The sequence below is a fragment of the Streptomyces sp. ITFR-21 genome, assembly GCF_031844685.1.
Classification (GTDB): Bacteria; Actinomycetota; Actinomycetes; order Streptomycetales; family Streptomycetaceae; genus Actinacidiphila.
Genome location: NZ_CP134605.1, coordinates 6,538,862 through 6,560,636, shown reverse-complemented (window position 1 = coordinate 6,560,636; position 21,775 = coordinate 6,538,862). Strand labels below are relative to the sequence as shown.

Sequence of the window (21,775 nt, the reverse complement as noted above, 5' to 3'; positions counted from 1 at the left end):
GGGGTCACTGCCATCTGGGACGCCCGGCACGTTCATGTGGTTTGACTCTTACCCAGTCCAACGAGTTGCTTTTGACGTGGGCATTCACTCATTCGAGTGAACATGCGTTCGAATCTGGCACACGCATCCTAGCCTCGCGGCGTCGGGCTGCCGCGGGGCCGGTTGCGCGGGTCGAGCGGTTGTTGGGGGTGGCCTGCTCATCTCGCGGAGCCCGGCCGCCGTGGCCACGCTCCCACACTGCCCATTGCCGCCGGAAACGTCCACCCTGTGGACGGGATTTGCGGCGCGACGCGTCAGTGCCGCCGATTCGTGTCGGCGCAGCCGCCCCGGTGTACGTAGAGGAGGCTGGCGCCGGTGGCCTGGTCGACGTGCACCTCCTGTGCCTGGCCGCGCAGCAGTGGCTGCTGGCAGCGGGCGCAGGGCCGGCCGGTCGTGGCGGTGCTGGGCGGCCCGGCGGGGCGGTCGTCCGGCGCGGGGACCGGCCGGTGCGGGGATTCCGGCGGCCGGTCCCGGTGGCCTGTCCACGGGGCCTGCCCGGTCTCCTGATAGGCCCGCCGCAACCTGGCCGCGTCCACGCACTGGTACCCGGCGAGGCAGGTGGGGCACTCCCGCAGGTGGCCCAGGTAGGCGTCCCGTAAATCGGTGACCGTGGGCGGCTCGGGGGTGACCGGGTCCAGGCTGCGCGGTCCGGCGCCTGTGTCCAGGTAGTGGCCGCCGGTCACCGGTGGTCCTCCGGCCGGCAGCGGTCGCACCGGCAGGGCGGCCAGATGGAGATCGCCAAGGGCGGGTCGGTGGGGCCTGGGGTGACGGCCGTCTTCGGGCGCCCGCTGGTGCGCGCGCCGGTGGCCGCGTCCACGGTGTAGACGCGCAGCGTCAGGCCCGGGTGCGGCGCCGCCTGGCCGGTGGCTGCATCTGTTGTACTGTCGCCCACGATGACCCCTTCTCGGTCGTCCAATCCCCCGGGCCCTGCCAGGCCGCGGGGGTTTCTGCTTGGTCAATGTATCCACTCGTATCGCTACGTACAGCTACGTAGTCCCAGGATGCGGTTCGTGGTGCGCTGCGTAGCGTCGTGATCATGGCGATTGATCCCGATGCCCAGATTGATCACGATGGTCCGGTGACGCCCTACCGGCAGCTCGCCGACATCCTCCGGGCGCGCATCGCCCGCGGCGACTGGGCACCCGGACGGCGCATCGCGTCCGAGACGGACCTGGTACAGGAGTACGGGCTGGCCCGGACCACGGTCCGCCGGGCCATCGCGGTACTGCGCGACGACGGCACCGTCGTCGTGGTCCCCCAGCGGGGGACGTTCACCGCGGACCACCCCGCGCCGCCGCAGGGGTAGTCCCCGCGCCGTGCCGCCCGGCAGTCCGGGTCGTCAGGGGGATGAGACCCTCACGGCGGATGCACTCCCAGCACGCGTACCGCGGCAGTCCGGGACCCGAGCCGGTCTCGGCGATCCCGACGACCTGCGCCTCACCGTCCGCGACGCCTCCCCGGTGGACGCCGCACCAGCGCGTCACGCCGACCGCCCGTGGCACCAGCAGTCGTCCGGGCAGCGAGGGGTGAACGGGGGCGGGACCTCGTCGGTCGCGCGTCCGATACCGGCCATCGTGGCGCCGCCAGGCGCCACGACGGCAGCGCGGTTGGTGCCGACCGGTAAGGGCTGAGCAGTGTCCGTCATGTCTCTCCCTGGTCGTTGGCCTGCTCAACGACAGTAAGAGCCCCATCACGGCACCGCTGGTAGGTTTTCTACCACCCCGTCAGGACAGCAGTCCGATCTTGACCGCGAGCCGGGCGGCCCGCTCTCGCCGCGCCGCGACAGTCGACTCAGTTTCCTCCAGGAGGATCTTCCTCGCGTAGCCGTTGTAGCGGATCGTCTCGGGAGCCGCTTCATGCGCCTGGGCGAGGGTCGCCAGTGCCACGTCAGGTTGCCCGTCCAACTGCCACGCCCGGGCCTGCTCGATCCTGTGCCTAGCCCGCCGGGGCCGGGACGGGATGACGGCGGCCTCTGCACGGACAGCCTGCCTCGCCGCCTCACCGCCCGCGTGCAACTCGACTGCCACTGTCGTCGCATGGGCGCCCATGATGGCGCGCGAAAAGGAAGTGGCGGGGTGGTAGTAGTCGGCAGGCAGCCGATCAGCGACCGTCCTCGCCTGGTCCCAGTACGCCCACGCGGTGCCGGTGTCGCCGCGCCGCGCCGCGGTGTACCCGGCCTCGAACCGCAAGGCGCCGGCAATGGCGAGGACCGGGGTGGTCGCATCCGGCAGCAGCGGTTCGAGATACTGCAACACCTCCAGGGTGACAGCGTCGGCCGCGTCGTAGTGGCCCGGTCCGGAGTCGCGGTGGGCCTGTGCAGCCAGCCATGCGGCCACGCCAATGGCGTGCGGGTCCTCCGCCTCCTGGGCGGCAACCATTCCCCGCTCAGCAACCCGCCACAGCAGCTCAGCAGCATCGGCCTGATAGGCGATGAAGAACTGCGACAGTGAGTACACCTCCGAAAGCACGGCCTGCGCCGCGCGCCGGTCGACGGCGGCCTCGGCTTGGCGGACTGCGAGTTGCGCGTCTCGGATCAGGTCGGGGAGGAGGCGCCCGATGACCTCGCGATGATCAGGGGAGGAATGCCTGGCCGACCATGCGCGGCCAAGCCGGGCTTGAAGGTGCGCGGCAGGCGGCGCTTCGTGGCGGGTCGTCAGCGACAGGGAGTTGATCGCGTCACGGACTTCGGGAAGCCGGGCATGGCCGGGGCCGGCGAACAGGCCAACAGCCGGCCGGCCGGTATGGGTCCCGACCAGATCGGTCAGGTCTCGGACCCTGAGTGCTTCGGCCAGCGCGAGGACCATGTCCAGGCCGGGCGCCTTGTGCCGCCCCTTCTCGATGGCGCGGATGGTCTCGGTACTTTTGCCGACGAGGCCGGCCAGCACTTCGCGGGTCATACCTCGGCGCTCTCGGAGGATTTGGAGTCTCTGTCCGAACCTGATCGGTTCAGGTTCTGTGGGTGTCGCGGGTGCACCGGTATCATCGGAGGACATGGCTTCGCCCCTCTCTGCAGCTTCGTCACTGCCAGAGTAGGGGCGGGGCCGTCTTCGTGTGCAGGTGCGGGCGGCGAGGGTTGTTGTCCCGAGCCCCGGTATGATCACCTCATGCCCCCACCGCCGTGTACCTGTGCTGACGCGCGTCCGCGTGCGGTGGCGGTGGTGAATGCGGACATCCGCCTCCTGGCCGCCCGGCTGGCGCTGGATGCCGGGGAGCGGGAGCGGCTGGCCGGGCTGTGGGCGGAGTACGCGCGGGCCGTCAAAGCTGAGGAGCGGGCGGCGTAGGCGGGGCGCACCCTTAACTCTGGCGGTGAAATTATCACGGCCGAAGTTAAGGTTCGCCTCGAAGTTGCAGGCCAGCGGGCGGGCAGCAGAACGCCCCCGCCGAGTTCTCCGGCGGGGGCCCGGCGTCTCCGGGTCCGGTCAGCCCTTGATGAGGCCGGGGTGATCCCCTATGAACTCCTGCACGACTTCAGGGCTGCGGCGCATCGCCGCCCGGAGCTGCTTGATGCGGAAGCCCTCGCGGCCGGCTTCGAGCACCGCCTCGTGGCCGGGCTTGCCCTCGGCCAGGCCCTCCCGGATCAAGAACTCGATGACGTCTTCCAGGCAGGGCCGGAACCGCTTGCCGCCCACGGGGAAGTGCAGTTTGATGGCGGGCTTGCCCGGCAGGAGCGCCTGCATCGCGGTGTCCTGGCCTGCGACCTGCAAGTGGGCATCCGGGTAGTTGTCCCGCTTGTCCCGCTCGTAGTCGTAGTGGAACAGGGCGTCCTTGCCGTCTTCTGTGGGGAAGACACCGAAGAACGAGGAGCGGACAGTCAGGTACTGCTCCTCCGCGTCCATCTGGAGACGGAAGCTCACGTCCAGCCACAGGCGTGGCGCCTTCGTGCCGGTGCGCAGGGGCAGCCTGTACGGGATGACGTTGGCCTTGGACACCTGGTGGCCGACGACGAACGCCCGGCCTGCTGGTGTCGGCGGCATGACCGCTGCGCGTACCTGTGCGTGGCCGCAGACGGTCTGCGTCAGCAAGGTCTGGATCTCGGCCGCAAAGCCGTGCGCCTTGCTGAATAAGACGTCACTGATCAAGTGGGCCGCCGATCACCGACCAGACGGCGAGCGCCTGGGACGAGTCGAAGTCGTGCCGTCGCGCCTGCTCGGCGAGCTGTTCGTAGCTGAACCCGAGGCGTCTGAGAGCGTTGCCCTTGGCTGTCTCGAATTCTTCGGTGGTGAGTTCCACGACGGTGTCGTCGTCGCCTGTACGGGGCTCGTTGATGGTCACGGTCATCGCCTGCCTCCTAGACGGCTGCTGGTGACATCAGTGTGTGTCATAGGTCTGACACTGTGCCGGACGGGCGCCCGTGGGGCGACCTGCATGACAGCTTCTACGTCTTTGTTACCCGTGTGGGTGACGGTCGCCGGATTGACTGCGGGTAGAGCAGAACGCCCCGGCCGCGTCCGGCCGGGGCTGGCGCGGAGTCGGAGACCCTTGGCCGGCCGCTGGCCCGCTCGGGCGGCGCGCACCGCCTACGCGCAGGGTGGCGGGCGGGTCGGACAGCGACGTCAGACAACAGCCGCCACATTGCCGGCCGACTTCTTTTCCACGTAGTGGATCACCCGCACGGAACTGGCGGGCACGGCGTAGACGTGGAACTCCGGGTCGTTCGCGTCATGGTCCGGTGCGCCCACCTTGCGCGGGTCGATGTGGACGAGGGCGCCGTCGAAGGCGACGCGGATGTTCTGGAACTTCGGCAGGAGCTGCGCCGTACTGTCCGGATTGGGGACGACCGCCTCGAAGAGTTCGATCTCACGCACGACGCGCCATTTGAGAGAAGTCATGGGCGCGATCATGCCGTAAACGGCGCCGGCCGGGGCGCGGAAGGTGCAGGAAGCTGCGCGGGACGGCGGGGCGTAGCTACGCGGGTATCCGGCAGTCGTCGTGCGGTTCCTGCCGTAGTGGCAGGTTGAGGCAGATGAAGAGCATCCCGCCGGGGAGCCTCAGGCCGATGGTGCGGTTGCAGTTTTCGTCGCCGTGCCAGAACCCCCCGAGGTAGAGGGGCCGCCACCGGTAGGGCAGGCCGGAGGCGGTCCACCAGAAGAAACGGGATGACGTGGTCACCCACTCGCCGTCCTTGTAGCGCAGGCCGCAGCAGGGGCACGGGTCGGTCACGTCACAGCGCGGGCAGTCCCCGTGGCCGGTGCACGGGCGGCTCAGAATCCCCATGCCGCCAGTGTGGCAGGGCACCAGGGCACGGAGGTTCAGGGCTTCCGCGCAAGCGGCCTGGACCCTCTTGGTCACTTTGCGGGCGCCCGCAGAGTGACCACCACTGGTAGGTGCGCGCCCGCTGGCCGGCTTGTCACACCCGGCCCGTAGCATCGGCGGTATGGCTGATCTCCCGGAGTCCCTGGTGGCCCTCCAGCGGCGCGTCGATGCGGCGTGGGCTGCGGTCGAGACGCACCGGCAGCAGGTGGACGCCCGGCGCCGGGCGCAGGCCGTCCCCGTGCGGGAGCTCGCCAAGTGGCAGGTCCAGCCCCTCCCCGTGTGGACGCCCGGGGAGGACGAGGAGCACACCCGGCTCATGGGCATCGTCACCGCGGCGGCCGAAGCGCTCCACGCGGGGATCGCAGAAGCTGGCCTCACCGAGGACTACGCCACCGTGCAGGGGCTGCACGCGGCGGCGCGGGAGGCGTAGGCGCAGCAAGCCCCCGCCGGTGCGATACCGGCGGGGGCTCAACCCCACTGGGGTGAATCGGGATACCGGGTGGGGAGCCCCCGGCGTGCGGGGAGCAGGGTGTTCGCGGCCACCGGCATTGGATCAGCCCCACGGGATGGGGAGCACTGCAAACGACCCACCGTGACTGAACTGAACGCGGGGATCAGCCCCGCCGTGCGGGGAGCAGTAGTTCACTGCGGTGCCCACTCTAGCAGCCTGGAGCGCCTGGCTGGTTCCCCGCGCCCCTTGCATTTTGCTCGATTGTCGAGCATTATGGTTGCTGTCGAGAGGGAGGGACCCGATGAACACGACCGCAGCCGCGCTCCAGGCCGGCGTGACCACCGCCACGATCCGCACCTGGTGCCGCCGTGGCGTCATCGCCGCCACCAAGACCGCCGGCCGGTGGGTCATCGACGCAGCCTCCCTCGCCCACCGCATCACCATCGGCGCCCTCAAAACCCGGAAGGCCACCGTGAGCGAGCTCCCCTTCGTCCTCACCAACGAAATCCGCACCCCCGGCCCCCTCCTCGGCGTCATCGGCCCCGCCGACGCGCTGCGGGCCGCTTTCGAGTCCGACACCCCGATCACCCTCGGCGGAAAATACACAGGCCAGCGCGTACACCTCGGCCACACCCCCCGCGACTGGGCCGGGCGCCACCTCGGCGGCCCCAGGGGCCTGGACTACGAGATGGGCACCTACCCGACACACCCCGACGTACAAGGCGCCTGCTACCTCGTCGACGACACCCGCCTGGAGGGCGCGCCGCTCCTGCGGCGCATCATCGACGACGCCCTCGCCCGGTCGGCAGCCGCTGACGCCCGTGCCGACGCGGCGGACGACGCCTACCTCAACGACTACTACGAGTAGCCCAAGAACCCTCCGCCCACGACCCGAAGGAGCCGCCGTGCCCACGATCCTCCGCGTGAAGTTCCGCCGCGACGCCCACGAACACGAAAACGGCCGCCTCGTCCCCGCCTACCACGAAGAGGTAGACCTGGACGCACTGACCCCCCGCGCCCGAGCATTCACCGAGGCCCTCCACGACGCCACATCCCACGCCGTGCCCGGCGGGACCATGCTCGTCCAGTTCGAGTGCGACCTCACCAATGCCGAGCTAGCCGACCTGCACTGCCTGCCCGACGCCTACCGCCCCGTCCGCAACGCGGACAGGCGGGCGATCCGGACCGTCCGATGGGAGATCCTCCCGTCAGTGTCCGTGGTGCCGCTGACGGGCTGGCTGGAGGACCAGGCCCGGGTGCAGGAGCCCCACTGGTACCCGATCGGCGTCCTCGGTCTCCCGCGGGTGCCGTCCTGGCAGGCCGGCGCCGCCGACCGGTACGTGACCCGGGACCAGGCGATGGACCTGCTCCGGAAGTACGGCGCCGGCCTGTCCCTCACCGGATGGCAGACGCTGCAGCGCACGGATCTGATGCGCCCGGACCGGTACGCCGCAGGCCGCCCGCAATGGCGCCCGGAGTCCGTGCGGGCGTTCGCACAGCGCAAACGCACTCTGTGGCCGGTGTCGCACATCACCGGGCTCCTGGGCCTGTCCAGTGCGGATGCCACCGGCGGCCAGCTGCGCCGGTGGGGCATCCCGGCAGAGGGACGGCAGCCCGGCCGCACCGGGGAGAACCTCTACCCGGCGGACTTGGTCGAGGCCGCACGCGCGACCCGCCCAGGCCGGGGGAACCACCGCGGCAGCCGGGACACCCCCCATGCCTGACCCGCGCACCGTGCGGCGGTAGCCAGAAGAAGGCGGGAGTCCCCGCCCCATAACCAGCAGGCGCGGACTCGGCCCCGCGACCGCGGGGAGCACGTGTACAGGCCCGATCGCCCCCGCAACCGCATCGCCCGGGAGACCTGCCGCGCCGCCCGCGACGCCGCCTGACCCGCCGCCGCCCCACCGACGGGGGAATCGGCAGGGCGGCGGAGTGGGGAGGTAACCCGCGCGGGGCTGGCTAGGGGCAACACTGGCACCGATCCGGGATGCCGGGCCGGCGGCGACAGCATGATGCGCGGCTCGGACACCACGTGCACGTGCCGCTCCACCTGGTGGCGGGCGCGGACCGGGGACGGGTACGGGCGGTAGGTCATCACGGGGTCACCGGTCCTTCTCGGTCTGAGATGCGGCGGTCCACGGCAGGTCGGGCCGGTAGTCCGGGTGCTCCTCGTACACCGACGCCATTGCGCGGAGCACGGCCTCCTTCATGGCTCGTGCCGCCTCGGCCTGTTCGGCCGTCCAGTTGCCGAAGGGGTCGGGCCACGCTCGGATGATCCGCATCTTCGCGTGCAGCTCGGCGGCACCCAGTGCGGAGTCCTCGGCGAGACTCTGGCGGACGAAGGTCAGCAGATCCATGCCTCAACTCTCCTCTGCGATGTCCGGGGCGGACGCGCCCGTCGGGTAGCGGCTGGGGTAGACGTGCCCCCACAGCAGCAGGTCCAGGCACGCCCGGAGGCCCGCCCGGATGTCACCAGGGATGCGGCTCAGCAGTGTCATGGGTCAACTCTCCTCGGTCGCGGAAGGGGCGGGGGCGGGTTTCGACCAAGGGCCGGCGACTGGCCTGTCTGGGAGCTTGGCGCCTGCCTCGTGGACGTACCAACGGACGAACGCGCGCAGGACTTTGGACATGTCGGCTTCCGCGTCGGCGCTTCCTTCTACGGCGTCGCCGAAGCGTTGCCACAGGTCATCGGTGGCAGCGAATCCCCGCGCCCCGCTGGGTAGTTTTGCCTTGCGGCGTGGCGCTCGCCTCGGTGCCTTGGTGCGACAGGGGCGCGGAGTAATGAGACGAAAGCTGGAGGATCCGTCCGCAGCCGGTACGACTCGGTTTCGGCGTGGTGCTTCCGTGCGGACCGCTACGGACTCGGCTCGACCGGCTTCGGCGCGCGTGCTGTACCACTCGACAGTCTGCCGGACGGCCTCTCTTTCCCACCACGACTTCTCTCCTGCGTGCTCGCTCCAGCGCCGCTCTGGGTCGGTAGAGATGCCGACGTAGAGCAAGGCGTCACTGGTGTCGTACACCCGGTAGAGGGCGGTGCGTTCCCTCATTGGTCACCCTCTAGGTGGCTGTTGATGATGGCCGTTGCCTTGTCTGCCCCGCCGGCTTTCTCGACGGCTTCGCCCAGTTCGACGGGTACGACCGCCGCTTGCCGCTTGCCTCTGCTGGTGAAGAAGTAAGTCCGCCGCAAGAGGCGCGTGGAGACGAGCAGTTCGGAGAGGTTCGCGCGTGCCTCGGCGATGGAGTGATCGGCCTTCTCGGTGTCCATAGAGCCAACTCTACCATTGGGGCTTGATGTACATAAAGACTTGATGTACAGTAGAGACATCAGCAGGGAAGCGGCGAGCAGGGAGACGGACATGAAGGCGATGACGGCCACGAAGACGCAGCAGAAGGTGCGGCACCTCACCGCACTCATCAATCACCCGCGCACCGGAAACACCGAGCGCGAAGCCGCCCGCCGAGCCCTCAGCCGCCTCGCCCGTAAGGCCAGCGCCAACCCCACCCCGGAGCCCGTCATGCCCACTACTCGCTGCTGGAACTGCCCCCAGCCCGCCACTCATGTGTTCACCCGGCAGGGCTCCAACACGCTCGACGCCTGCGACAACTGCACTCACATGGATCGAGAGACGGCCGAAGCCAGCGGCTGGACGATCGCCCGCACCCTCGCCAACCGCGCTCCTCGCGCCGGATCCCTCTCCTGACCCACTCCGCCCGCCCCTCCCTGGGGCGGGCCGCCACCCACCACACCGCACCACCCGAGGGGGACCCGATGGCCCGCACGCTCCGTACCATCCGCCGCACGATCCGCGCCGCCATGAGCGCCGGCCGGGCACTCGTCACCGCCGTCCGCGGCGCGAGGTTCACGCTCCTGGTCCGCCTGTTCACCGCGATCGACCAGGGCGCCACCGTGCGGATCGCCTACACCGACTCCAAGGGCGTCGCCTCCGTCCGCGACATCACCCCCCACCGGCTCGACACCACCGCCGCCGGAAACATCACCTGCCGCGCGTTCGACCACCGCGACGGCGAGGACACCACGTTCCGGGCCGACCGGATGACGACGCTGGAGGTCGGCTAGACCGAGTTCGCCGCAACCGCCGACGTGACCGGCCACCTCAACAACCCGAACCGCCACGCGTTCCTGGCCGCTGAGAAGTCGACCCCGGACGCAACCGCCGACGAACTCCTGCGCTGCACCGGGTTCGCCCGCTGTGCGGACTGCGGCTACGTAATGCGCGCCCAGACCTTGACCAGCCTGCCCGAGCACCGCTGCACCCAGCGGCAAGCCCTCCGCCGCAACAAGGCCGCCTGACCAGAAAGGCCCACCCGCCATGACCACCTTCGCCACCAGCATCACCCGCACCCGGACCAGTGTCGAACTCGCCTTCACCGACGGGCCCGTGATCACCGACGAGTACGGCACGCCCACCCAGGTCACCAGCCTGCGCATCACCTACGTCGACGGCGCCCCGTCGGCGGTCGCCTTCGACAGCGAAGCGAATCCGTACTTCGTGCAGCCCGGTGACCTGGGCAAGCCCGAGGGCTGGCCGGGCTGGCTCCGGGACATCGTGCAGCAGCACCGCCCCGCCGACACCGACCGCCTCCGTACCGCCTACGCGTCGGCCCGAGACCGCGCCGCCGGAACCATGGAGGCGGCCGAGTGGACCCGCGACGACCTCCTGTCCGACATCGCCGCGATCCGGCAAGCGGTCGCCCGGTACCTCGGCAACCGCGAGGAGGGCCAGGCCGTGAACGACCTCGACCTGATCGCCTACCTCGCGGACGCCGGGATTGACCTCACGGTCGAGATCACCGCCCACCGCGCTCAGCTCGACGCGTAACCCTCGCCCCCGCCCCGGCCGTCCCCCACGCGGCCGGGCGGCACCGACCACGACCAGGAAGGACTTGCCAGCATGGCTCGCGAGAAGCCCCGGCCTCCGTACAGCGCCCGGCGCGTCAGGCACTACCGGCGGGACGACATCGAGTCGTATCCGCATGGCGGGAAGCTGTGCGCCTGCGGACAGCCTTGGCCCTGTGCCGACGCGCCCCAGTGCACGTGCGACGCCGAGGTCCATGCAGGCGTGGGGTTCTGGCACCAACCCGACTGCGCCACCCAACACGACGACGACCCCGCCTGACCCCCGCCCGCGCCCAGCACCGCAGCAAGGAGAGAGACACATGACCGCGCTGGACAGAGTGATCCGCGACATGGGCGAACCCATCGCCTGCGAGGTGGTGGCCGAGGCCCGGGAGGAGACCCTGCGTCTGGCCGCCGCGTACCTGCGGGCGAAGTACGGGCCGACCAACCGGGCAGCCGGCGACCTGATCCGGCTCGCCGAGCTGGAGACGCAGGGGAAGAGCGCACTGGAGGCCACCCCGTGACCGCCGTGTCCGATGCCGAGCGGGCCGTGGCCGAGGCGCGGCGGGACGTGCACGAGTACTTCGTGCTGCTCGCCGCCCCGAACGCCGACCAGGCCCGAGACGCTGTCAGCCGTCTCGAAGCCGCCGTCCGCGCCCACGACGCCGAGACGGTGCGGGACTTCGCCGACCAGGAGGACGGACTGCTCACCAGCCTGTGCGCCGCCAGCTACGTCAAGGGCATCCGCGACGGAGCCGACCGCATCGACACGACGACGGCCCCCCCTCTGACCGCCGTCCCGTACTTGGTGCGCGCCGATCTGGACAAGCCGCACCGCTGCCCAGCGTGCTGGACCTCCGGGGCGTCCGAGGCGACCGGCCGGACGGTGCGCGTCTGGCGTGCGTACACCTGCCCCCACTGCGGGCAGCGGTTCGCCCGGCGCCCCCTGCTGCGCTGGTACCCGGAGGGCCGGTACGGCTGGCGCACCCGCTGGTGGGTCAGCCGGCAGCGGTTTGTCCGCCGTCCGGCAGAGCGCGCCTACTGGTGGCTGCGGGGGCTCCGATGACCGCCCGCGTCGAGTACTGGGACGACGGGCTCTGGCGGTGGTTCGAGACCGTGACCAAGGAGGACATGCCGTGAGCGAGACTCCACCCGGTCACCCCAGGCGGAGCTGTGGCACCAGGTCCTGCGCGGGACGCGAGCCGAGCGCCGGCTAACTCGTTCGCCGCCCCCCTGACCGTTCACCATCAGATCAGCCCACCGAAAGGCCCGCTGTGACCCAGCTCAACACGCTGTTCCCGCCGGACGACCTCGCCGCCGCGATCGCCGCAGGCCACGTCACCCGCAAGACCCACCCGACGCTGCGATTGATGCTGCCTATTTACAAATAACCGGGAATCCTATCCTCGGTTAACGGTAAACTCAGGACATGGCATCATCCGAAAAGCACGCCCGTTGGTGCGCGGGACAACTCGCTACTCACTTGACCGACAAAATATGCGATATGTGCAAGGGTAGTGAAGATCTTGCCCTGGTATTCAAGAAGCGCTGGTGGGCCGAAGTCGCCATCACTTCTTGGGCGCAGACTAAAAGCAACCTGACGACCACCCTGAGCCGCACTCGCATCACCTGCCGACCGTGCATCGAAAATCGCATGTCGGAAATCCGCGTGGTGCTTGAGTCTGGCTTGGTGTATGAGATCTGTCAAGATGATGATTGTGTGAAGCCGGTAGCCAGTCGCGGCTTCTGCGTAAACCATCGATACAGCTACATGCGCGCTGCCGGGGTTAAGCCGCGCAGCATGGCACCTGCGGGAACCGGCCAGATAACCAAGGAGGGCTACCGGCGCATCTCAGCACCCGGGCACCCTAATGTCAATCGTCATGGCCGAATTCTGGAGCACCGAAAGGTATTGGCCGACCGGCTCGGACGTCCGCTCCAGCCCGGAGAGAACGCGCACCACAAGAACGGAAATCGGCTCGACAACCGGTCCGAGAATCTTGAGCTTCGGGTGACCTCTCAGCCGTCGGGCCAGCGGGCGGCCGATCTTGTCGTGTGGGCCAACGAGATTCTCGAAAAGTACGCAGACGACGTTGAGCGCGGACTCACCTAGAAATACCGATGGAGGCAAGCATGAAGCTCTCCGAGCTGTTCAACTTGGATGACCTGGAGGCCGCAATCGTGGCTGGTCAGGTGACGCGCAAGGCCCACCCGGAGCTGCCCCTTTCCATTCTGACTTACACGCGAGATGTCCAGTACTCCCACGCGTGGAATCTCGTCACCATGCGGTGCCGCGGCCTGATCGCCGACGACAGGACCGGCGGGGTCGTGGCGCTCCCCTTCCCGAAGATCTTCGTTACGGGGATGCACGGCGTGTACGACTTCGCACCTCCGCTGCCCGCCGAACCATTCGAGATCTTCGAGAAGGCCGACGGGTCCCTGATCATCGCGTTCCACTACGACGGCCGGTGGCGTGCCGCCTCCAAGGGATCGTTCATCAGCGAGCAGGCACAGTGGGCGCAGGCAGTCCTCGACGGCGCCGACCTGACCGGTCTCGACCCCGGACTGACCTACCTTGCGGAGGCGATCTACCCGGCGAACCGCATCGTCGTGGACTACGGGCAGCGCGAGGAGCTGATGCTGCTCGCCGCCTTCCGGCCGGCGGACGGCACCGAGGCGACGCTCGCCGAGGTCGGCCCGCACTGGAAGCCGATCGGCCCCGTCGTCCGCTCCTGGGGCCTGCGCGACGGCCTCGCCGACGTGGAGCAGTTGGCGGCGGCGAGCACCACCCTGGACGGGGCGACGGTCGGCGGCACCGAGGAGGAGGGCTACGTCATCCGGTACGCCTCCGGGGCACGCGCGAAGATCAAGCTGTCGTCGTACCTGACGCTCCACAAGCTGTTCACCGGCACGAACGAGAAGACGATCTGGGAAGTCCTCGCCTCCGGGCAGGAGCCGTCGGTGCTGTTCGACCAGGTGCCGGACGAGTTCGCCGACTGGGCCCGCAACATTGCAGCCGGCCTGCGCGAACAGCACGACCGGCTCGTCGGCGAAGCGTTCACCGCGCACCGAGCAGTCCTCGACACCCTCCCCGCCGACCCGGACCGGAAGACGTTCGCGCTCGCCGCGACACAGTCCGAGTACCGCTCCGCGCTGTTCCTCGTCCACGACGGCCGCGACAAGGCCGTCAGCGACTGGGCGTGGAAGCAGATCAAGCCCCGCGGCGACAAGCCGTTCAAGAACGACGAAGAAGGCTGACCGATGCCCACGATCCACGTCATGACCGGGCTCCCCGCGAGCGGCAAGACGACTGCTGCGCGGGCGCTGCTCGCCGAGTCCAAGGGACGCATCCGCCGGATCAACCTGGACGACCTGCGGGCCATGCTCGACGACTCCGGCGGCGAGCGGGTCTGGTCGCACGCCCACGAGCAGACCGCGCTGGGCATCCAGGATGCGGCGGTGCGCGAGGCCATAGCGGGCGGCTTCGATGTCGCCGTGGACAACACCCACCTGACGCCGCACATCCCCAAGCGCCTCAAGGCCGCCGCTCTCGGACAGGCCGTCTTTCAGGTGCACGACTTCACCGGCGTGCCGTTCGAGGAGTGCCTGCGGCGTGACGCCGCCCGCGAGAACTCGGTGGGTGAGGACGTCATCCAGCGCCTTCACGCCAACCACCTCAAGGCCACCCGCAACGGCTGGCGGCTCACCGACGAGTGGATGAACGACACCCCGAGCGTCGAGCCCTACGTGCCCAACCCGGCGCTGCCGTCGGCGATCATGTGCGACATCGACGGGACCCTGGCGCTCACCGGTGACCGCGGCCCGTTCGACTTCGCCCGCTGCGGCGAAGACCTCCTGAACGAGTCCGTGCGCCGCGCCCTCGTCTCGTTCCGCCTGGCCAACGACGACTGGATCATCCTGCTGTCCGGCCGCGGCGACGACTTCCGCAAGGAGACCGAGGCGTGGCTGGCCAAGCACGAGGTGCCGTTCAACGAGCTGTGGATGCGCGCGGCCGGCGACTCCCGCCGCGACGACATTGTCAAGGCCGAGCTGTTCAACGAGCACGTCCGCGACCGGTTCAACGTTCGGGTCAGTCTGGACGACCGGGACCGGGTCGTGGCCCTGTGGCGCCGCATGGGCCTGCCGACCTGGCAGGTCAACTACGGGGCGTTCTGACCCGCCCCGCCCAGCACGTTCGCCCCCTTCCGCTTACCGTGGCGGCAGGGGGCGTCGTCGTGTGGAGGTGGTGGCCGTGCCCCCGATCTGGTCCGGGACGCTCACGTTCGGCCTGGTCGCGATCCCTGTTCGGATGGAGTCCGCGACCCGCTCCCACCGGATCGCGTTCCGGCAGGTCCACCGCGAGGACCAGGGCCGGGTCCGCTACCGCAAAGTCTGCGAGCTGGACGAGCATGTGCTGATGCCGGAGGACATCGGCCGCGCCTACGAGACCCCCGGCGGCCAGCTCGTCTCCGTCACCGATGATGACCTCGACCAGATGCCGCTGCCGACCGCGAAGACCATCGAGGTCAGCGGGTTCCTCGACCTGGCGTCGGTGCGCGGTGAGCAGTTCGCCACCCCGTACTTCCTGGCGCCCGCCGTCCCCGGGGCGAACAAGCCTTACGTCCTCATGCGCGAAGCCCTGGCCAGAGCAGGCAAGGCCGCCGTCGGCAAGTGGGCACTCAGGGGCAGCGGGGAGGCGCTCGGCCTCGTCTACGCCGCCGGCGACATCCTCGTCGCGCACCGGATGCGGTGGGCGGACGAACTGCGTCCGGCGGGCGACGCCGCACCCCCGGACGTGTACCTCACCGCCGAGGAGATCCGCGGGGCCCTGGCCCTCATCGACGCCATCGGCGACACCGACCTCACCGCCTACCACGACGAGTACGCCGAAGCCATGCGGACCGTCGTCGAAGCCAAAGCCCACGGCGAGGCACCCCCGTCACCCGTGCGGCCCAAGGCGGCCGACACCGGCGTCACCGACCTCATGACTGCGCTCCAGCGGGCCGCGGAACAGGCACGGGCCGACCGCGGGGAGGATGCCGCGGTGCACGCCATGCCGAAGAAGCGGGCGGGCAAGAAGGCCGCGGCGAAGAAGACGGCTGCCAAGAAGACGGCGAGGAAGAGGGCGGGGTAGTCGGCGTCTAAGCGCCCCAGGGGACCCGCGCGAGAACGAGTCCCCGCACCTCTGCCGCAAGCCCGCTCTGCCTAAGAAACTTGGCAACCGTGAAAAACTGCGCGCCGGTCGTGAACACGTCGTCCACCAGCAAGATTCGCTTACCCGTGACATCGCCCTTGAGAGCAAGCGCCTCCGCGTGCTCCTTTGCTGCTGCGATCTTCTCCTGCCAGCTCCGCGTTGCGGACTTGGGGGTCTCGTACTGCTTGATGAGAACCGGGTTCAGGGGGTCGTCCAACGGCCAACTGGCCCGTGTGTCCTCGGTCGAAGCCGCTTGCATGATCGCTTCGATGTGCTGGAACGGGTCGCGGTCGGCGGCTGTTGGATTGCCGACGATCAGGTCGATGTCCTGCATCTCATGAGGGTGGGCTTCGAGCCAGCCGATGAGCAGGCGGCCGAAGATGGAGGCCCACTGGGAGTAACGCTTGTCGTATTTGAAGCGTTTGATCGTGCTTTCAAGCGGTCCGGTGTATAAAGCGACCGCAGCGACCCGGGTAAAATATCTCCTATCCACATCCCACCGGCATATCACGTTCCGGCATTCCGCTTCGGCCGACTCAAGTGTCTGGCTGCACGTCGGGCAGTGGACATCGGCTAACGGGCGCAGAGTCCGACTGGCGCATGCCGCACACCATTCAGCGGTCCCCGTAGTCCTATACGCGCAGCGGGCACACAGCGGGAAGCCGGCGGGCGCGGGAAGATCCGACAGGCCCGTCACAGGTCGGCCAGGGCTAGCTGGAGTCTCTGGTCGGCCGCGCGTTGGATCCTCTTGGCCGTTCCGAGCCTGGACAGGACATCCTCAAGTTCGACTACTTCTACCGCACGGCCGTCGGCGATCATCTTGGCCGCCCACTCTTCTCTGGTAGCAAGAGATTTCAGCAGGAACACATGCTTGCCGTGTTCCGCCGCGATACGTGCCTGCATCTTCGCCCCAGAGGTGGATGACGCCTCGATCACGATGCTGCCCAGCGTGGCACCGGAGGTCACGACGTTGCGCCGCGGGAATGTCCAGGTCGCGGGCGGGCTTGTTGGCCAGAACTGCGAGAGGAGCGCGCCCCCCTCGTTGAGGATCCGGCGGGCAAGGGGCCTGTTCTCGGCCGGGTAGATCTTCGCTGCGATGCCCGTACCCATCACTGCCACTGTCCGGCCACCCACGTCGAGAGTGGCCGTATGGGCAGCCGTGTCGATTCCTTTGGCCAGGCCGCTGAAGATGGCAACGTTCTGCTCTACGAGCCCGCGTGTCATGCGGGCTGCGCGCCTCATGCCGTCTTCGCTGGCGTTCCGGGTACCGACGACTGCCGCCGATCGCGCGTCCCGTTCGAGAAGGTCGCCGCAGTAGAACAGGAACGGCGGCAGGTTGGGTACGAGCCGTAGGTTCGCCGGGTAGTCCCGGTCGAGCACGGTTACGAGCCGCGCGCCAGCCGTGGCGGCTGCGTCCACTTCGCTCTGAGCCCGGTCCCTGGCCTCATCGATGTGCCGTAGGGCCGCTTTGAGGATGGGCAGGTTCTTTCGGGCGGCGGCGGACTCTTCTGGGATCTCGCCTGTGAGCATCGCGGCCAGGCCGTCGGGTGATTGGCAGATGCGTGCAATGAGGTGCCAGTCGATCGACGTTTTCTCTATGCGCAGCGCGCACAGGGTGAGCAGGTCTGCCTGCTGGGGCGAGATGTTAGGCATGAGTGATGTGTCCTTCTACTAGCGGTCCCCGATGTTCGAAGGGCTGTTCGTTGTTTCTTGGACCGCCTTCATGATTGCGCATCCACCGAGGGCGGCGCAGCAGGACCCCCCCATTCGGCAAAATTGTCACCCAGGAGAGTGGAGGACCTACGCAGAGTATATGCATAGTCATTTGGCATATACCAATGTCGAGTAATCAGGTGGCCTATCCCAGTCGATGTCAGGTGTACGTCACACTTCCCTCCGTCCACCTCACCGGACGCCCCACGGCCTCAAGAACCCCCTACGCCGCACACGCGACCCGCTGGCCCAGGACGGTGCGGGCGGCGGGGCAGGACGGGGCGGGGGTCACATGCCCTCCTTCAGCACCCGCGCCATGTCGTCGCCGTCGGGTACGGCCGCCGCGGGTTCGCACAGGCCGGCGAGCGCACGGGCTGCCAGCGGCACCCACCCGAGCCCCCGCCGATGGCCCCGGACGCGGGCGTTGGTACGGGCCCCGGCCTCGTCCAGGTGAACCACGGAGTAGTCGGAGACGGCCCGCAGCCCGGTGGTGTTGGCGATGCCGACGCGGGCGATCTCCTTGGCCCGGTCCCGGTCACCACCCGGCCAGATCTCCACGCGGAGAACCAGCATCAGGACCCCTCTCCGGCCTGGGCGATCCCGTGCAGGTCGAACATGTCGCGGGTGCGGGTGATCCGGTCGAAGCGGATGTCGGCGACCGCCGGGTTGGCTTTCAGAGGCTCCGCCCAGTCCACGGCCTCACCCGGGGAGCGGTGCCCGTTCGACCACTCCGCCCACACGCCGGTGCCGCCGAGGCGGAACATCACCGACCAGGACACGTCACGGCTCGACTGGCGGGGCGGGGGCAGGGTCGTCACGGGGTGGGCTCCTTGTTGTCCTTGGCCGCGTCAACAGCCTGCTGTGCGAGCCACGCGTCAATGACGGCTTTGAGTGCGGGCAGGTGGCCGGCGGGGATGCCGAGTTCGGTGCTGTACGCCTGCGTGTCCCAGTACGTCCAGTACGGCAGGTGCAGCAGCACCTCGTCGGGGCGGCTGCTGGTAATCCGCATCCCGTCGGCGATGACCACGCACACCTCGTGCTCGGGGTCGGCGTCGTCACCACGGTTCACCGCGAGGTGGCAGCGGGCGCACATGCCGCCGGTCATGCCCGGCCAGAACCCGCCGCGCAGGTCCGGTTCCACTGGCGGGTCGAGTTCGTAGGCCTGCTTGCGGAACGCGGCGGCGAACTCGCTGAACGCCACCTCCGGGGTGTCGCCCCAGACGCTCGGCGACTTGGCGGACTCGTTGGCCTCGTCGGCGACCTCCCGGTACGCCGCGCCGATGATCGGCAGCAGCAGGGCGACCGCCTCGTGCTCAGTGAACCCCTGGGCGGTCATGGCGTCGCGGGCGCGGATCAGGGCGGCGTTCATCGGGGCTCGTCTCGTGTCGTGGTGTCGCGCTTGGCGGCCCAGCCGGAGTCGAACTGCGGGGCGGGGCTACGCCGGGCGTTGCAGGCTTCCTGCCATGAGCGGCGGTTGGCGGCCGAGCGGCGTGGGTGGACGGTTATCATCCACGCCACCGCGGCGAGCCCGACTCCCTGGGCTGCCCACCAGCCTGGCCCGTGCGAGCCCTCGTTGCGGTCCTCCGCCCACTCCAGCAGACGCCGGCCGAGTCTCACCCGACCAGCCCAGTACGCGGCGACAGCAGCGAGGGTGGCGGATATCGCGGCGGTCACAGGGTCTCCTCGGCGGGGCTGACGATGGCGTCCGCAGCAGCGCGGGCAAGGTCGGCGTACTCACCGCCGGACAAGCCGACCGTCTCGCCACACTGAAGCATCGCCAGCGCGTTCGGGCCGAGCCGGACGGCGACGGTACGAAGCGCCGGCTCGATCAGCTCGATCAGCTCGGCGAGTTCGGCGAGTTCGGCGAGTTCGGCGAGTTCGGCGAGTTCGGCGAGAGTCAGGCGCACGCCCACGATGGCGTTCTCCCCGTCGTCCATCAACTGCACTCGCATCAGTGTGACGGCGGGCTCCAGCTCGGGCGCGTGCTCGCAGCCGCCCCAGCGGAGCGTGTGGGCACCCGCGCGGCGGCACGCGGAGTTGCAGCCGTCGAAGTCGGTGTCGGTCACGCCTCCACCCCCAGGATCCGCCGGGCGGCGACCATGGCGGCGGCTACGACCTCAATGCCTTCGGCTTCGGGCAGGCCCTGCGCCATCGCGGCAGCGGCCCGCAGCATGCCGGCGAAGTCGGCGCCCACCAGCGGATCCACGGCGGCCATGTAGGCGGCGTCGGCCCACACGTTGCGGGTCTCGTCCCAGTACCCCTGGCTCATGGATGGCAGCCACGCCCGGAGGTCGGTGTCGTTGCCCTCGCCGGAGAGGATCGTTGCGGCGTGCCCGTACTGCCCGAGGTGGGTGTCGTGGGCGCGCCACGGCCCCGGGGTCGCCGCCCCGGCCACCTCGTCCAGCCTGGTCGCGGCGCGCAGCAGCAGGGCCGACGGGGTTTCGGCGCCCGCCTCCCTCTGATCTGCTTCCAGTCGTGCCGCCTTCTCCTCCAGCCGCTCCGTGGGCCGTTCCGGGTTCAGCATGCGGTCCGCCTCGGGGGTCATCGGCCAGCCCTTCTGTGTGCGTCGGCCAGGATGCTGGCCCGGTCGGGGTGCGCCTCGACGGCTTCCCGGAGCGCGGTCCACCAGGTGGCCGCGTACCGCTCCCGCTCTTGCGCCTCCCGCAGGCGCCGCTCAACCCGGGCCAGGCGCGCCACGAGCTTCTCGCACGTGCACTCGGCGTCCGGGTCCTGTATCCGGGCCATGCAGCCGGGCGTGAGGGATAGGTCTCCGTCGGGGTCGGTCCACCAGTAGCAGCCTTCGGGCACGCTGTCCGTCGCGGTGTAGGCGGGCGCTTCGCGGTCGCCCAGGGCGATCTGGGCGGCGGTCACGGCGTCACCGGCTTGGCCTTGGGGCTGCTGGCGCCCCGCTGCGGGAAGCACGTCGCGTACCCGCCGTTCGCGTGGACCCAGTTCGAGTACCAGCCGAAGCCCTCACCCTCGCGGGCCACGGGTTGCCCCCGGTCCTCAACCTCAAGGCCGCAGTTGGCGCAGACCAGGCGTGTCGTCGGCGGGTCAGTGGTGGTCACGATGCCTCCCGGTTCCGTGCGGTCTCGTACTGCTGGCGGGCGTTGATGAACTCGGCGTCGGAGCCGCCCCGGTCGGGGTGCGCGGCGGCCATGGCCGCCTTGAGGGCGGGCAGGTCGGGCTTGGCCGGCTGGCGGAGTTCGGGCGGGTTCAGGTACAGGTGGTTGTCGGTTTCCCACCAGCCGGCGGAGCGCCGGTAGATCTCCCCGTCGGCCTCAATGCGGTGCCGGTCCACGAACCGGATGCGGGGGTGCCTGTCCCAGTCTCTGCTGGCCACGTAGTAGATCCGCTTCGGGGTCTTCTTCGTGATCCTGAACTGCACGACGTGGGGCGACCGGTAGCGGGTCGAGTCGTCGTCCACGCTGCTGTCGATCCCGTACAGGAACTCGACCGGGGCCGGGGTGGCAGTCGTCACGACGGGGCTACTCGGCATTGGTGAGCCTCCGGTCGTAGCTGCCGCACTCGCACGAGCAGTTGTGCGACCGGCCGCACGGGCACGGCTCGCAGCAGTAATGGCCGCCGCAGTCGTAGCAGTACGAACCGTTGCAGTCCTCGCAGTTCACGCTGTCTCCTGTCGTTGTGCCTGCCGGGCCCGCATCCGGGCGAGGCGCTGGGCGTCGGTGGGCGGCGTCCACGTGTGCCAGCCGGCGGCCTGCGTCCAGCGCTGCATGTGCTCGCGCTCCGGGACGGGGCAGTGACGGCACGCGGCGGGGGTCGTTGACGTGCCCCGGGTGGAGGTGCTCATCGGCAGTCCGAACACGGGTCTACGCCGCACAGCGAGTGGTCCCGGCGCACGGCCCGGTCCACAGCCGGCGGGATCGCCCCGTCGATGGCGCGGGCGAAATCGGGCAGCCGCTCGTCGAACGCGGCGATCACGCAGCCCTCGCCGCCGATGAGGGTCTGCTCAGCACTGCGCCGGGCGACCCGGAGACCGCGCGCCTTGTTGCTGCTGTTGCTCTCGGTGGCCTGCCGCTCGAACTTCGCGAGCCGGTCGATGTAGTGCTGCACCTTGGCGCGGGCCCAGGCGAGGGCTTCGGGGTCGAGGTCATATGGGCTGGTCATCGGTGACTCCTATCGGCTGGCAGGTGGCACCCGCACGAACAGTCCGAGTGGGGTCCTGCGGCCATGAGCCGCGCCCCGCAGCCGGGCGCGGCCGTGGTGAACGGGCGGGGCGAGCAGACGGGTTCGGGGCGCTCGCACG

The 21,775-nt window shown here is 69.5% G+C and carries 41 protein-coding genes; 15 read left to right on the top strand and 26 right to left on the bottom strand.

Features of this window, described 5'->3' with window-relative positions:
* Window positions 1-293: 293 nt before the first annotated feature.
* A complete protein-coding gene (locus RLT57_RS29320; RefSeq protein ID WP_311300278.1) occupies window positions 294-722 on the bottom strand; it encodes a hypothetical protein in 429 nt (142 codons plus the stop codon).
* Window positions 719-931 (bottom strand): hypothetical protein, encoded by a 213-nt coding sequence (locus RLT57_RS29315; protein WP_311300277.1) that lies wholly within the window; start codon window positions 929-931, stop codon window positions 719-721. Before RLT57_RS29315 ends, RLT57_RS29320 begins: the two co-directional genes overlap by 4 nt.
* Before the next feature lie 144 nt (window positions 932-1,075).
* On the opposite strand from RLT57_RS29315, the gene RLT57_RS29310 reads away from it, so the two are divergent.
* Complete coding sequence (locus RLT57_RS29310) at window positions 1,076-1,345, top strand: winged helix-turn-helix domain-containing protein (protein ID WP_311300276.1); 270 nt, start codon at window positions 1,076-1,078, stop codon at window positions 1,343-1,345.
* Between the two features lie 174 nt (window positions 1,346-1,519).
* Here the strand turns inward: RLT57_RS29310 and RLT57_RS29305 are convergent, their stop codons facing one another.
* Together RLT57_RS29305 and RLT57_RS29300 are read right to left on the bottom strand one after the other, a co-directional pair.
* Window positions 1,520-1,684 carry a hypothetical protein gene (locus tag RLT57_RS29305; RefSeq protein ID WP_311300275.1) on the bottom strand — a complete coding sequence of 55 codons (165 nt, stop codon included), beginning with the start codon at window positions 1,682-1,684 and terminating at the stop codon, window positions 1,520-1,522.
* 79 nt (window positions 1,685-1,763) lie between these two features.
* Window positions 1,764-3,032 (bottom strand): helix-turn-helix transcriptional regulator, encoded by a 1,269-nt coding sequence (locus RLT57_RS29300; protein WP_311300274.1) that lies wholly within the window; start codon window positions 3,030-3,032, stop codon window positions 1,764-1,766.
* 165 nt (window positions 3,033-3,197) lie between these two features.
* Here RLT57_RS29300 and RLT57_RS29295 point away from each other — a divergent pair, with 165 nt between their 5' ends.
* A complete protein-coding gene (locus tag RLT57_RS29295) occupies window positions 3,198-3,320 on the top strand; it encodes a hypothetical protein (RefSeq protein WP_311300273.1) in 123 nt (40 codons plus the stop codon).
* A gap of 138 nt (window positions 3,321-3,458) precedes the next feature.
* Here RLT57_RS29295 and RLT57_RS29290 read toward each other — a convergent pair whose 3' ends face one another.
* The 4 genes from RLT57_RS29290 to RLT57_RS29275 all read right to left on the bottom strand — a co-directional run bounded on the left by RLT57_RS29290 (window position 3,459) and on the right by RLT57_RS29275 (window position 5,253).
* Window positions 3,459-4,118, bottom strand: coding sequence for a hypothetical protein (locus RLT57_RS29290; protein ID WP_311300272.1), 660 nt, complete (start codon window positions 4,116-4,118; stop codon window positions 3,459-3,461).
* Window positions 4,108-4,317 carry a hypothetical protein gene (locus tag RLT57_RS29285; RefSeq protein ID WP_311300271.1) on the bottom strand — a complete coding sequence of 70 codons (210 nt, stop codon included), beginning with the start codon at window positions 4,315-4,317 and terminating at the stop codon, window positions 4,108-4,110. Before RLT57_RS29285 ends, RLT57_RS29290 begins: the two co-directional genes overlap by 11 nt.
* 275 nt (window positions 4,318-4,592) lie before the next feature.
* On the bottom strand, window positions 4,593-4,868 hold the full coding sequence (locus tag RLT57_RS29280; protein WP_311300270.1) for a hypothetical protein: 276 nt from the start codon (window positions 4,866-4,868) through the stop codon (window positions 4,593-4,595).
* 76 nt (window positions 4,869-4,944) lie between these two features.
* Window positions 4,945-5,253, bottom strand: a complete 309-nt coding sequence (locus RLT57_RS29275) for a hypothetical protein (RefSeq protein ID WP_311300269.1) — start codon at window positions 5,251-5,253, stop codon at window positions 4,945-4,947.
* Between the two features lie 160 nt (window positions 5,254-5,413).
* On the opposite strand from RLT57_RS29275, the gene RLT57_RS29270 reads away from it, so the two are divergent.
* The 3 genes from RLT57_RS29270 to RLT57_RS29260 all read left to right on the top strand — a co-directional run bounded on the left by RLT57_RS29270 (window position 5,414) and on the right by RLT57_RS29260 (window position 7,467).
* The gene (locus tag RLT57_RS29270) at window positions 5,414-5,722 is read left to right on the top strand and encodes a hypothetical protein (RefSeq protein ID WP_311300268.1); all 309 of its coding nucleotides are present in this window, start codon (window positions 5,414-5,416) and stop codon (window positions 5,720-5,722) included.
* Window positions 5,723-6,044: 322 nt separating this feature from the next.
* Entirely contained in the window at window positions 6,045-6,611 is a 567-nt protein-coding gene (locus RLT57_RS29265; RefSeq protein WP_311300267.1) for a helix-turn-helix domain-containing protein, read from the top strand.
* Window positions 6,612-6,648: 37 nt separating this feature from the next.
* Window positions 6,649-7,467: a hypothetical protein gene (locus tag RLT57_RS29260; RefSeq protein ID WP_311300266.1), complete on the top strand. Its 819-nt coding sequence runs from the start codon at window positions 6,649-6,651 to the stop codon at window positions 7,465-7,467.
* A 378-nt stretch (window positions 7,468-7,845) separates the two neighbouring features.
* Here RLT57_RS29260 and RLT57_RS29255 read toward each other — a convergent pair whose 3' ends face one another.
* The 4 genes from RLT57_RS29255 to RLT57_RS29245 are packed head-to-tail and all read right to left on the bottom strand — an operon-like array spanning window position 7,846 to window position 9,008.
* Complete coding sequence (locus RLT57_RS29255) at window positions 7,846-8,100, bottom strand: DUF6221 family protein (RefSeq protein WP_311300265.1); 255 nt, start codon at window positions 8,098-8,100, stop codon at window positions 7,846-7,848.
* 3 nt (window positions 8,101-8,103) lie between these two features.
* Window positions 8,104-8,241, bottom strand: a complete 138-nt coding sequence (locus RLT57_RS29250) for a hypothetical protein (RefSeq protein ID WP_311300264.1) — start codon at window positions 8,239-8,241, stop codon at window positions 8,104-8,106.
* Window positions 8,242-8,244: 3 nt separating this feature from the next.
* Window positions 8,245-8,790 carry a GIY-YIG nuclease family protein gene (locus RLT57_RS33610; RefSeq protein ID WP_399129634.1) on the bottom strand — a complete coding sequence of 182 codons (546 nt, stop codon included), beginning with the start codon at window positions 8,788-8,790 and terminating at the stop codon, window positions 8,245-8,247.
* Window positions 8,787-9,008, bottom strand: coding sequence for a prevent-host-death family protein (locus RLT57_RS29245; protein ID WP_311300263.1), 222 nt, complete (start codon window positions 9,006-9,008; stop codon window positions 8,787-8,789). Before RLT57_RS29245 ends, RLT57_RS33610 begins: the two co-directional genes overlap by 4 nt.
* A gap of 43 nt (window positions 9,009-9,051) precedes the next feature.
* Between RLT57_RS29245 and RLT57_RS29240 the strand changes: the two genes are divergently transcribed.
* From RLT57_RS29240 to RLT57_RS29195, 10 genes are all read left to right on the top strand, one after another.
* Complete coding sequence (locus tag RLT57_RS29240; protein ID WP_311300262.1) at window positions 9,052-9,444, top strand: hypothetical protein; 393 nt, start codon at window positions 9,052-9,054, stop codon at window positions 9,442-9,444.
* A gap of 68 nt (window positions 9,445-9,512) precedes the next feature.
* Complete coding sequence (locus RLT57_RS29235) at window positions 9,513-9,821, top strand: WYL domain-containing protein (RefSeq protein WP_311300261.1); 309 nt, start codon at window positions 9,513-9,515, stop codon at window positions 9,819-9,821.
* Window positions 9,822-9,845: 24 nt separating this feature from the next.
* Window positions 9,846-10,055 carry a hypothetical protein gene (locus RLT57_RS29230; protein WP_311300260.1) on the top strand — a complete coding sequence of 70 codons (210 nt, stop codon included), beginning with the start codon at window positions 9,846-9,848 and terminating at the stop codon, window positions 10,053-10,055.
* A 19-nt stretch (window positions 10,056-10,074) separates the two neighbouring features.
* Window positions 10,075-10,584 (top strand): hypothetical protein, encoded by a 510-nt coding sequence (locus tag RLT57_RS29225; RefSeq protein WP_311300259.1) that lies wholly within the window; start codon window positions 10,075-10,077, stop codon window positions 10,582-10,584.
* A 337-nt stretch (window positions 10,585-10,921) separates the two neighbouring features.
* Window positions 10,922-11,125 (top strand): hypothetical protein, encoded by a 204-nt coding sequence (locus RLT57_RS29220; protein WP_311300258.1) that lies wholly within the window; start codon window positions 10,922-10,924, stop codon window positions 11,123-11,125.
* The gene (locus tag RLT57_RS29215) at window positions 11,122-11,667 is read left to right on the top strand and encodes a hypothetical protein (protein ID WP_311300257.1); all 546 of its coding nucleotides are present in this window, start codon (window positions 11,122-11,124) and stop codon (window positions 11,665-11,667) included. Before RLT57_RS29220 ends, RLT57_RS29215 begins: the two co-directional genes overlap by 4 nt.
* Before the next feature lie 363 nt (window positions 11,668-12,030).
* Window positions 12,031-12,714 carry an HNH endonuclease gene (locus tag RLT57_RS29210; protein ID WP_311300256.1) on the top strand — a complete coding sequence of 228 codons (684 nt, stop codon included), beginning with the start codon at window positions 12,031-12,033 and terminating at the stop codon, window positions 12,712-12,714.
* Between the two features lie 20 nt (window positions 12,715-12,734).
* Entirely contained in the window at window positions 12,735-13,859 is a 1,125-nt protein-coding gene (locus tag RLT57_RS29205; protein ID WP_311300255.1) for an RNA ligase, read from the top strand.
* Window positions 13,860-13,862: 3 nt separating this feature from the next.
* A complete protein-coding gene (locus RLT57_RS29200; protein WP_311300254.1) occupies window positions 13,863-14,777 on the top strand; it encodes an AAA family ATPase in 915 nt (304 codons plus the stop codon).
* Between the two features lie 76 nt (window positions 14,778-14,853).
* Window positions 14,854-15,735 carry a Ku protein gene (locus RLT57_RS29195; RefSeq protein ID WP_311300253.1) on the top strand — a complete coding sequence of 294 codons (882 nt, stop codon included), beginning with the start codon at window positions 14,854-14,856 and terminating at the stop codon, window positions 15,733-15,735.
* A gap of 7 nt (window positions 15,736-15,742) precedes the next feature.
* Here RLT57_RS29195 and RLT57_RS29190 read toward each other — a convergent pair whose 3' ends face one another.
* The 14 genes from RLT57_RS29190 to RLT57_RS29125 all read right to left on the bottom strand — a co-directional run bounded on the left by RLT57_RS29190 (window position 15,743) and on the right by RLT57_RS29125 (window position 21,636).
* A complete protein-coding gene (locus RLT57_RS29190; RefSeq protein WP_311300252.1) occupies window positions 15,743-16,129 on the bottom strand; it encodes a ComF family protein in 387 nt (128 codons plus the stop codon).
* Window positions 16,130-16,488: 359 nt separating this feature from the next.
* Entirely contained in the window at window positions 16,489-17,448 is a 960-nt protein-coding gene (locus tag RLT57_RS29185) for a DNA-processing protein DprA (RefSeq protein ID WP_311300251.1), read from the bottom strand.
* Between the two features lie 348 nt (window positions 17,449-17,796).
* On the bottom strand, window positions 17,797-18,081 hold the full coding sequence (locus RLT57_RS29180) for a hypothetical protein (protein WP_311300250.1): 285 nt from the start codon (window positions 18,079-18,081) through the stop codon (window positions 17,797-17,799).
* Complete coding sequence (locus RLT57_RS29175) at window positions 18,081-18,326, bottom strand: hypothetical protein (protein ID WP_311300249.1); 246 nt, start codon at window positions 18,324-18,326, stop codon at window positions 18,081-18,083. Before RLT57_RS29175 ends, RLT57_RS29180 begins: the two co-directional genes overlap by 1 nt.
* A complete protein-coding gene (locus tag RLT57_RS29170) occupies window positions 18,323-18,877 on the bottom strand; it encodes a hypothetical protein (protein ID WP_311300248.1) in 555 nt (184 codons plus the stop codon). Before RLT57_RS29170 ends, RLT57_RS29175 begins: the two co-directional genes overlap by 4 nt.
* A complete protein-coding gene (locus RLT57_RS29165; RefSeq protein ID WP_311300247.1) occupies window positions 18,874-19,182 on the bottom strand; it encodes a hypothetical protein in 309 nt (102 codons plus the stop codon). Before RLT57_RS29165 ends, RLT57_RS29170 begins: the two co-directional genes overlap by 4 nt.
* The gene (locus RLT57_RS29160; RefSeq protein WP_311300246.1) at window positions 19,179-19,574 is read right to left on the bottom strand and encodes a hypothetical protein; all 396 of its coding nucleotides are present in this window, start codon (window positions 19,572-19,574) and stop codon (window positions 19,179-19,181) included. Before RLT57_RS29160 ends, RLT57_RS29165 begins: the two co-directional genes overlap by 4 nt.
* A complete protein-coding gene (locus RLT57_RS29155) occupies window positions 19,571-20,053 on the bottom strand; it encodes a hypothetical protein (RefSeq protein WP_311300245.1) in 483 nt (160 codons plus the stop codon). Before RLT57_RS29155 ends, RLT57_RS29160 begins: the two co-directional genes overlap by 4 nt.
* The gene (locus RLT57_RS29150; protein ID WP_311300244.1) at window positions 20,050-20,379 is read right to left on the bottom strand and encodes a hypothetical protein; all 330 of its coding nucleotides are present in this window, start codon (window positions 20,377-20,379) and stop codon (window positions 20,050-20,052) included. The genes RLT57_RS29155 and RLT57_RS29150 overlap by 4 nt, the downstream gene beginning before the upstream one ends.
* Window positions 20,376-20,576, bottom strand: coding sequence for a hypothetical protein (locus RLT57_RS29145; RefSeq protein WP_311300243.1), 201 nt, complete (start codon window positions 20,574-20,576; stop codon window positions 20,376-20,378). The genes RLT57_RS29150 and RLT57_RS29145 overlap by 4 nt, the downstream gene beginning before the upstream one ends.
* The gene (locus RLT57_RS29140; protein ID WP_311300242.1) at window positions 20,573-20,989 is read right to left on the bottom strand and encodes a hypothetical protein; all 417 of its coding nucleotides are present in this window, start codon (window positions 20,987-20,989) and stop codon (window positions 20,573-20,575) included. Before RLT57_RS29140 ends, RLT57_RS29145 begins: the two co-directional genes overlap by 4 nt.
* Window positions 20,990-20,996: 7 nt before the next feature.
* The gene (locus tag RLT57_RS29135; RefSeq protein WP_311300241.1) at window positions 20,997-21,137 is read right to left on the bottom strand and encodes a hypothetical protein; all 141 of its coding nucleotides are present in this window, start codon (window positions 21,135-21,137) and stop codon (window positions 20,997-20,999) included.
* Entirely contained in the window at window positions 21,134-21,319 is a 186-nt protein-coding gene (locus RLT57_RS29130; RefSeq protein ID WP_311300240.1) for a hypothetical protein, read from the bottom strand. The genes RLT57_RS29135 and RLT57_RS29130 overlap by 4 nt, the downstream gene beginning before the upstream one ends.
* Window positions 21,316-21,636 (bottom strand): hypothetical protein, encoded by a 321-nt coding sequence (locus tag RLT57_RS29125; RefSeq protein ID WP_311300239.1) that lies wholly within the window; start codon window positions 21,634-21,636, stop codon window positions 21,316-21,318. The genes RLT57_RS29130 and RLT57_RS29125 overlap by 4 nt, the downstream gene beginning before the upstream one ends.
* Between the last annotated feature and the right edge of the window lie 139 nt (window positions 21,637-21,775).

Excerpts from the sequence above, each read along its gene's own strand:
- RLT57_RS29310 (WP_311300276.1), top strand. The coding sequence starts at position 1,076 with ATGGCGATTGATCCCGATGCCCAGATTGATCACGATGGTCCGGTGACG.
- RLT57_RS29305 (WP_311300275.1), bottom strand. The coding sequence starts at position 1,684 with ATGACGGACACTGCTCAGCCCTTACCGGTCGGCACCAACCGCGCTGCC.
- RLT57_RS29300 (WP_311300274.1), bottom strand. The coding sequence starts at position 3,032 with ATGTCCTCCGATGATACCGGTGCACCCGCGACACCCACAGAACCTGAA.
- RLT57_RS29285 (WP_311300271.1), bottom strand. The coding sequence starts at position 4,317 with ATGACCGTGACCATCAACGAGCCCCGTACAGGCGACGACGACACCGTC.
- RLT57_RS29280 (WP_311300270.1), bottom strand. The coding sequence starts at position 4,868 with ATGACTTCTCTCAAATGGCGCGTCGTGCGTGAGATCGAACTCTTCGAG.
- RLT57_RS29275 (WP_311300269.1), bottom strand. The coding sequence starts at position 5,253 with ATGGGGATTCTGAGCCGCCCGTGCACCGGCCACGGGGACTGCCCGCGC.
- RLT57_RS29270 (WP_311300268.1), top strand. The coding sequence starts at position 5,414 with ATGGCTGATCTCCCGGAGTCCCTGGTGGCCCTCCAGCGGCGCGTCGAT.
- RLT57_RS29265 (WP_311300267.1), top strand. The coding sequence starts at position 6,045 with ATGAACACGACCGCAGCCGCGCTCCAGGCCGGCGTGACCACCGCCACG.
- RLT57_RS29255 (WP_311300265.1), bottom strand. The coding sequence starts at position 8,100 with ATGGATCTGCTGACCTTCGTCCGCCAGAGTCTCGCCGAGGACTCCGCA.
- RLT57_RS29250 (WP_311300264.1), bottom strand. The coding sequence starts at position 8,241 with ATGACACTGCTGAGCCGCATCCCTGGTGACATCCGGGCGGGCCTCCGG.
- RLT57_RS33610 (WP_399129634.1), bottom strand. The coding sequence starts at position 8,790 with ATGAGGGAACGCACCGCCCTCTACCGGGTGTACGACACCAGTGACGCC.
- RLT57_RS29245 (WP_311300263.1), bottom strand. The coding sequence starts at position 9,008 with ATGGACACCGAGAAGGCCGATCACTCCATCGCCGAGGCACGCGCGAAC.
- RLT57_RS29240 (WP_311300262.1), top strand. The coding sequence starts at position 9,052 with ATGTACAGTAGAGACATCAGCAGGGAAGCGGCGAGCAGGGAGACGGAC.
- RLT57_RS29235 (WP_311300261.1), top strand. The coding sequence starts at position 9,513 with ATGGCCCGCACGCTCCGTACCATCCGCCGCACGATCCGCGCCGCCATG.
- RLT57_RS29225 (WP_311300259.1), top strand. The coding sequence starts at position 10,075 with ATGACCACCTTCGCCACCAGCATCACCCGCACCCGGACCAGTGTCGAA.
- RLT57_RS29220 (WP_311300258.1), top strand. The coding sequence starts at position 10,922 with ATGACCGCGCTGGACAGAGTGATCCGCGACATGGGCGAACCCATCGCC.
- RLT57_RS29210 (WP_311300256.1), top strand. The coding sequence starts at position 12,031 with ATGGCATCATCCGAAAAGCACGCCCGTTGGTGCGCGGGACAACTCGCT.
- RLT57_RS29205 (WP_311300255.1), top strand. The coding sequence starts at position 12,735 with ATGAAGCTCTCCGAGCTGTTCAACTTGGATGACCTGGAGGCCGCAATC.
- RLT57_RS29200 (WP_311300254.1), top strand. The coding sequence starts at position 13,863 with ATGCCCACGATCCACGTCATGACCGGGCTCCCCGCGAGCGGCAAGACG.
- RLT57_RS29190 (WP_311300252.1), bottom strand. The coding sequence starts at position 16,129 with ATGCAGGACATCGACCTGATCGTCGGCAATCCAACAGCCGCCGACCGC.
- RLT57_RS29185 (WP_311300251.1), bottom strand. The coding sequence starts at position 17,448 with ATGCCTAACATCTCGCCCCAGCAGGCAGACCTGCTCACCCTGTGCGCG.
- RLT57_RS29180 (WP_311300250.1), bottom strand. The coding sequence starts at position 18,081 with ATGCTGGTTCTCCGCGTGGAGATCTGGCCGGGTGGTGACCGGGACCGG.
- RLT57_RS29170 (WP_311300248.1), bottom strand. The coding sequence starts at position 18,877 with ATGAACGCCGCCCTGATCCGCGCCCGCGACGCCATGACCGCCCAGGGG.
- RLT57_RS29155 (WP_311300245.1), bottom strand. The coding sequence starts at position 20,053 with ATGACCCCCGAGGCGGACCGCATGCTGAACCCGGAACGGCCCACGGAG.
- RLT57_RS29130 (WP_311300240.1), bottom strand. The coding sequence starts at position 21,319 with ATGAGCACCTCCACCCGGGGCACGTCAACGACCCCCGCCGCGTGCCGT.
- RLT57_RS29125 (WP_311300239.1), bottom strand. The coding sequence starts at position 21,636 with ATGACCAGCCCATATGACCTCGACCCCGAAGCCCTCGCCTGGGCCCGC.